This is a genomic window from Actinomadura logoneensis, from assembly GCF_003428695.1.
Lineage (GTDB): Bacteria > Actinomycetota > Actinomycetes > Streptosporangiales > Streptosporangiaceae > Spirillospora > Spirillospora logoneensis.
The window spans coordinates 1-4,465 of record NZ_QURH01000809.1 but is presented as its reverse complement, the minus strand read 5'-3'; the positions used below and the strand labels follow the sequence as shown (position 1 = coordinate 4,465).

Below are 4,465 nucleotides of genomic sequence, written 5' to 3'. Positions count from 1 at the left end.
GGCGGGCCGCGCCGGGCGGTCCCCGGCGGCGGCGTCCGGACCGGCGCGACCTCTCCCCCGCTGAGCGCGCGCGGCGGACCGCCGGGAACGTCGCGTACGCGGTCGCGTGCGTCGCCGCCGGGACGGTCCTGGTGGCGAGCGGCCTGTCGTTCTTCGTCCTGAACAGCCTGCGCGGCCTCGGCTCGTCGCACGCGCTCGGGCACGGCCCGAGGTCCGCGGACGGCGCGACGAACATCCTGCTCATCGGGCTCGACTCGCGCAAAGACCAGAACGGCGACCCGCTGCCGAGGGCGGTTCTGCGGCAGCTGCACGCGGGCAGCGCGCGCGGCGTGAACGAGGAGGGCGTGGGCGGCTACAACACCAACACGCTGATCCTGCTGCACGTCCCGAACGACGGTGGCAGGGCGACCGCGTTCTCCATCCCGCGCGACGACTACGTGGACTACACCGACGCGGTCGGGCCGCAGCAGCACGGCAAGATCAAGGAGGCGTACGGCGTCACCAAGGCCTTCACCGAGGAGCGGCTCCGCGCGCGCGGCGAGCAGGACCGGCACCGGCTGGAGCGGGCCGGGCGCGAGGCGGCGCGGAAGGCGACGATCTCGACCGTCCGCGACCTGCTGGGGGTGCCCGTCGACCACTTCGCCGAGGTGAACCTCGCCGGGTTCTACGACCTGGCGACCGCGCTCGGCGGCGTGGACGTCTGCCTCAACCACCCGGTCCGCGACGTCTACTCCGGCGCGGACTTCCCCGCCGGACGGCGGCACCTCGACGGCGCGCAGGCGCTGGCGTTCGTCCGGCAGCGGCACGGCCTCGCCAACGGCGACCTCGACCGGACGCACCGGCAGCAGGCGTTCCTCGCGGCCGTCACGCACAAGCTCAAGCAGGACGGCATCTTCGGCGACCTCGGCCGCATGCGGAGCCTCCTGAAGGTCGCGCAGAAGGACGTCGTGACCGACTCCGGGTGGGACGTCCTCGGATTCGCGCAGCAGGCCAAGAGCCTGACAGGCGGGAACGTCGAGTTCCACACGCTGCCCATCGAGGGGTTCGGCACCATCGGCCGGCAGTCGGTGAACCTGGTGAACCCCAGGAAGATCCGGGCGATGGTGCACGACACCCTGAACCCGCCCAAGCAGCCCCCGGCCACCGCGGCGGGCGGCGGTGCGGGCGGCGGCGCGAAGGCGACCGTGGACGTGCTGAACGGCGGCGGGCACGCCGGGTTGGCCGCGCGGGTCGCGAACGCGCTGGCCCAGGAGGGCTACACCACCGGCAGGGTCGGCAACGCCGCGCCGCGCAGGCGCACGACCGTCCGGTACGGGCCGTCGGCCGGGGCGGCGGGTCGGCACATCGCCGAGCGGTTCGGCGTGCGGGCCGTCGCCGATCCGTCGCTCCCGGCGGGCGGTGTCCGGGTCGTCCTCGGACCCGCGGCGGACGTGCCGTCCGGGGCGGGTACGGGCGGGTCGCTCCCCGCGCCGACCGCCACGCTGCCGACGACGGGCGCGCAGGGCGGCGCGGTGCAGGGCGGCGGCATCCCCTGCGTCGACTGAGCCGCGCGACGCCCACCGGGAACGCCCGGTCCGCGCCCGTCCCGCACCGGTCCGCGCCCGTCCCGCCTGCACGCGTACCGTCCACGCCCGTACCGTCCGCACGCGTACCGTCCGCCACCCGCCCCGTCGCGTCCGTGCGGGCGGGCGGGCGGTAGCGGTTCGGGTCCGGCATGATCCGGCGTTTGACCAAGGCGTTGCCCGCGGCGGTAGCGATACGGGCGTGACATGCGGGAATGTGGACGCATGGACGACGAGGCCGACCCGGACTTCCCGCGCGCCTGGATCGAGTTCGCCGACCCGGCGGACGCCGAGCAGGTGTTCCGCTGCGACCTGACGTGGCTGACCTCGCGCTGGAACTGCCTGTTCGCGCGCGGCTGCCAGGGCATCGTGCCCGGCCGCGCCGAGGACGGCTGCTGCTCGCTGGGCGCGCACTTCAGCGACGAGGACGACGAGCGGCGGGTGGCGGGGCACGCCGCCCGGCTGACGCCGGAGGTGTGGCAGTACCACCGCGCCGGGACGCGCGGCGGGTTCACGGCGTCCGTCCCCGGCGGCGGGCGGCGCACCCGCGTGCTGAACGGCGCGTGCGTGTTCCTGAACCGGCCGGGGTTCGAGGGCGGTATCGGATGCGCCCTGCACGCCCAGGCCGTCCGGGACGGCCGCGAGCCGCTGGAGTACAAGCCGGACGTGTGCTGGCAGCTTCCCGTCCGGCGCACGTTCGAGTGGCGGGACCGTCCGGACGGCACCCGCGTCCTCGTCGTGTCGATCACCGAGTACGAGCGGCGGACGTGGGGGTCGGGCGGAGGCGGCCTGCACTGGTGGTGCACCAGCGCGCACTCGGCGCACGACGCCGCCGAGCCGCTGTACGTCACCTACCGCCCGGAGCTGGTCGCGCTCATGGGCGAGCCCGCGTACGCGGTGCTGGCCGAGATGTGCGAGACCCGCATGGTGGCCCCGATGCTCCTCGCCCCGCACCCCGCCGACCCGCCCACCGACCCGCGTCCCGCACGCTGATCCGCCGGGCGGCCCCGGCGCGCCGAGCGGGCGCGGTCAGCGGTCGGCGCAGACCGGGCACGGGCCCTCGGTCATGATGGCGGGCCTGCCGCCGCGCACGTCCCCGCCGAGGCTGATGACGCGCCCGACGCCGAGGCACGCCCGGCAGCCCGGCATCATGTCCGCGCCGAGCTGGTCCCAGACGGGCGTCCCGGCGCGCCTGACGACCGGCCCGTACCCCTCGCCCGCACCGTCGTCCTCGCCGAGGCGCCCCTCGCCCCGGCAGAAGAAGCAGGCCAGCCGAAGCGGCCCGAGCCGCTGTTCCGTCGCCCCGCTGCAGGCGGGACAGTCCTTCCGGTCGCTCACACCCTGCCTCTGCCCCGGCGGGCGGCGCGCGGAACCGGAATCGGCCACGCATGGGGAAAGCCCTCTCCTTCGAGTGGATCACTGCGGAACCGGCGCGTTCTGTGGCAGGGCCGCCCGGGCGTTCCCGAACCGGGGTCAGAGCAAGGCGCGGCTCTGCGACCGCACGGCGGGCGGATGGGCGACGCGATGTGACGCAGGACACCTTTCTTACCCTTACCCCCTATAGGTATGGTTCCAGCGGTCATCCGAGCCGTAAGGAGCATCAAGTGGGTACTCAGGAGCGCATCGTCGTGGTCGGGGCGTCGCTGGCGGGGTCGCGCGCCGCGGTGACGCTGCGCGAGGAGGGGTTCGCGGGCGCGCTCACCCTCGTCGGGGCCGAGCCGCACCGCCCGTACAACCGGCCGCCGCTGTCCAAGAGCGTGCTGGAGGGCGACGACGACGTCAGCCTGGCCGGGTCGGAGGAGATCGAGGCGGACTGGCTGGTCGGGCGCGCCGCCGTCCGGCTCGACACCGCCGCCCGGACGGTCACCCTGGACGACGGCGCCGAGCTCGGCTACGACGGCCTGGTCATCGCCACCGGCGCCCGCCCGCGCCGGCTGCCCGAGGAGCAGATGGCGCTCGCCGGGGTCCACGTGCTCCGCACCCTGGACGACGCGCTGGAGCTGCGCAAGGCGCTGGCCGACGTCCGGGGGCGCGTCGTCGTCATCGGCGGCGGCTTCATCGGCGGCGAGGTCGCCTCGACCGCCCGCGCGGCGGGCCACGAGGTCACCGTCGTGGACGCGGCCGAGCCGATGACCCGCGTCCTCGGCCGGACGGTCGGCTCCTGGCTGGCCGGGCACCACCGCGCCCACGGCGTCGAGCTCGTCACCAACACCCGGGTCGCGGAGCTGGTCGGCGAGGGCGGGCGGGTCACCGGCGTCCGGCTGGACGGCTCCCGGACCGTCCCCGCCGACCTGGTCGTCCTCGGCGCGGGCGTCGTGCCGAACACCGAGTGGCTGGAGGGCAGCGGCGTCCACGTGGACGACGGCGTGGTGACCGACTCGCGCCTGTTCGCGCGCGGCCACGGCGACATCGTCGCGGCCGGGGACGTCGCGCGCTGGCCGCACACGCTGTTCGGGCACGAGACCGTCCGGATCGAGCACTGGTCCAACGCCAACGAGCAGGGCGCCGCCGCCGCGCGGAACCTGCTGCGCGGGCCGTCCGAGGCGGTGCCGTTCAGCCAGGTCCCGGCCCTCGGGACGCGCGTCCACGGCACGCGGATCCAGTACGCGGGGCTCCCGCACGTCGCCGACGCGAGCACCGTCGTCACCGGCACGCCCGAGGACGGCAAGTTCGCCGTCGCCTTCACCCGCGAGGGCGTCCTCGTGGGCGCGGCGACGGTGAACTTCCCCAAGGAGCTGACCCGGCTCCGCAAGGCGATCGAGGCCCGCGAGTCGCTGTGACCTTCACGGCCGCCACCGCCCGCGGACGACGCGGACCGGCCGGACCGGCGTGGTTCAGCGGGCTTCGGCCGGGGCGGCGGCGGGCTCGGCGGCGCGGCCGGGCGCCTGGCGCGCCGGTTCGGC

Annotated in this window: 4 protein-coding genes; 3 read left to right on the top strand and 1 reads right to left on the bottom strand. The window is 75.7% G+C overall.

What is annotated here, in order from left to right:
- Together DZF91_RS27860 and DZF91_RS27855 are read left to right on the top strand one after the other, a co-directional pair.
- The coding region (locus DZF91_RS27860; RefSeq protein WP_199486946.1) for an LCP family protein at positions 1 to 1,544 on the top strand (1,544 nt) is incomplete at its 5' end.
- Positions 1,545 to 1,787: 243 nt separating this feature from the next.
- Positions 1,788 to 2,555, top strand: coding sequence for a hypothetical protein (locus DZF91_RS27855; RefSeq protein ID WP_117360103.1), 768 nt, complete (start codon positions 1,788 to 1,790; stop codon positions 2,553 to 2,555).
- Between the two features lie 36 nt (positions 2,556 to 2,591).
- On the opposite strand, the gene DZF91_RS27850 is transcribed toward DZF91_RS27855, so the two are convergent.
- A complete protein-coding gene (locus tag DZF91_RS27850; protein ID WP_147341418.1) occupies positions 2,592 to 2,900 on the bottom strand; it encodes a hypothetical protein in 309 nt (102 codons plus the stop codon).
- A 266-nt stretch (positions 2,901 to 3,166) separates the two neighbouring features.
- Between DZF91_RS27850 and DZF91_RS27845 the strand changes: the two genes are divergently transcribed.
- Positions 3,167 to 4,342: an NAD(P)/FAD-dependent oxidoreductase gene (locus tag DZF91_RS27845; RefSeq protein WP_117360101.1), complete on the top strand. Its 1,176-nt coding sequence runs from the start codon at positions 3,167 to 3,169 to the stop codon at positions 4,340 to 4,342.
- The last annotated feature ends 123 nt before the right edge of the window (positions 4,343 to 4,465 follow it).

What these genes read in the sequence shown, in the direction of transcription:
- DZF91_RS27855 (WP_117360103.1), top strand. Translation starts at nt 1,788, where the DNA reads ATGGACGACGAGGCCGACCCGGACTTCCCGCGCGCCTGGATCGAGTTC.